1 rRNA gene is annotated in these 2,278 nt (G+C 49.4%); it reads left to right on the top strand.

Annotated features, from left to right (window positions below):
* Nucleotides 1-92 precede the first annotated feature (92 nt).
* Nucleotides 93-2,278 (top strand): 23S ribosomal RNA (locus tag AAEU31_RS20200); the annotation flags it as partial.

Here is a 2,278-nt window from a genome sequence, read left to right as displayed (position 1 = left end):
GGTATCTACTTTAGTATTCTCATCATTATTTGATGAATTAACTTCTGGCGAAGTTAACAGCTGTCACTAACAAAGACCCGTTTGGGTTGTATGGTTAAGTGACTAAGCGTACACGGTGGATGCCTTGGCAGTTGGAGGCGATGAAGGACGTATTAACTTGCGATAAGCCTAGTCAAGCTAGTAAAAAGCGCTTGAGACTAGGATTTCCGAATGGGGAAACCCACCTGCTTGCAGGTATCTTACACTGAATACATAGGTGTAAGAGGCGAACGCGGAGAACTGAAACATCTAAGTACCCGTAGGAACAGAAATCAACCGAGATTCCGGAAGTAGCGGCGAGCGAAACCGGACCAGCCCTTAAGCTTATTATGTGTTAGTGGAACATTCTGGAAAGTATGACGATACAGGGTGATAGTCCCGTACACGAAAATGCATCTTAAGTGAAATCGAGTAGGTCGGAGCACGTGAAACTTTGACTGAATATAGGTGGACCATCATCTAAGGCTAAATACTCCCAACTGACCGATAGTGAACCAGTACCGTGAGGGAAAGGCGAAAAGAACCCCTGTGAGGGGAGTGAAATAGAACCTGAAACCGTGTACGTACAAGCAGTAGGAGCCCACTTGTTGGGTGACTGCGTACCTTTTGTATAATGGGTCAGCGACTTATATTTTGTAGCGAGGTTAACCGATTAGGGTAGCCGTAGGGAAACCGAGTCTTAACTGGGCGTATAGTTGCAAGGTATAGACCCGAAACCCGGTGATCTAGCCATGGGCAGGTTGAAGGTTGAGTAACATCAACTGGAGGACCGAACCCACTAACGTTGAAAAGTTAGGGGATGACCTGTGGCTAGGAGTGAAAGGCTAATCAAACCGGGAGATAGCTGGTTCTCCCCGAAATCTATTTAGGTAGAGCCTCGGACGAATACTTACGGGGGTAGAGCACTGTTAAGGCTAGGGGGTCATCCCGACTTACCAACCCTTTGCAAACTCCGAATACCGTAAAGTACTATCCGGGAGACACACGGCGGGTGCTAACGTCCGTCGTGAAGAGGGAAACAACCCAGACCGCCAGCTAAGGTCCCAAAGTCATAGTTAAGTGGGAAACGATGTGGAAAGGCCCAGACAGCCAGGAGGTTGGCTTAGAAGCAGCCACCCTTTAAAGAAAGCGTAATAGCTCACTGGTCGAGTCGGTCTGCGCGGAAGATGTAACGGGGCTAAACTATGCACCGAAGCTGCGGATTCATACTTTGTATGAGTGGTAGGGGAGCGTTCTGTAAGCCGTTGAAGGTGTACCGGGAGGTATGCTGGAGGTATCAGAAGTGCGAATGCTGACATGAGTAACGATAATGCGGGTGAAAAACCCGCACGCCGGAAGACCAAGGGTTCCTATCCCATGTTAATCAGGGTAGGGTAAGTCGACCCCTAAGGCGAGGCCGAAAGGCGTAGTCGATGGGAAACGGGTTAATATTCCCGTACTTGGTATAATTGCGATGGGGGGACGGAGCAGGCTAAACAAGCATGGCGTTGGTTGTCCATGTGAAAGTGAGTAGGTTGGTGACTTAGGAAAATCCGGGTTGCTAAGACTGAGACACGAGACGAGCCACTAAGGTGGTGAAGTTGTTGATGCCATACTTCCAGGAAAAGCCTCTAAGCTTCAGATTATACCGAATCGTACCCCAAACCGACACAGGTGGTCAGGTAGAGAATACTAAGGCGCTTGAGAGAACTCGGGTGAAGGAACTAGGCAAAATCGTACCGTAACTTCGGGAGAAGGTACGCTCCTATCTGTGATGAGACTTGCTCTCTAAGCGGACGGGAGCCGCAGTGACCAGGTGGCTGGGACTGTTTATTAAAAACACAGCACTGTGCAAAATCGCAAGATGACGTATACGGTGTGACACCTGCCCGGTGCCGGAAGGTTAATTGATGGGGTTAGTTTTCGGACGAAGCTCTTGATCGAAGCCCCGGTAAACGGCGGCCGTAACTATAACGGTCCTAAGGTAGCGAAATTCCTTGTCGGGTAAGTTCCGACCTGCACGAATGGTGTAACCATGGCCACGCTGTCTCCACCCGAGACTCAGTGAAATTGAAATCGCAGTGAAGATGCTGTGTACCCGCGGCTAGACGGAAAGACCCCGTGAACCTTTACTACAGCTTGGCACTGAACATTGACCCTACATGTGTAGGATAGGTGGGAGGCTTTGAAGCAGAGACGCTAGTCTTTGTGGAGCCGTCCTTGAAATACCACCCTTGTAGTGTTGATGTTCTAACGTTGG

It is taken from the genome of Pseudoalteromonas thalassia (assembly GCF_049257215.1).
Lineage (GTDB): Bacteria > Pseudomonadota > Gammaproteobacteria > Enterobacterales > Alteromonadaceae > Pseudoalteromonas > Pseudoalteromonas lipolytica_C.
This window is presented reverse-complemented; position numbering and strand designations above follow the sequence as displayed.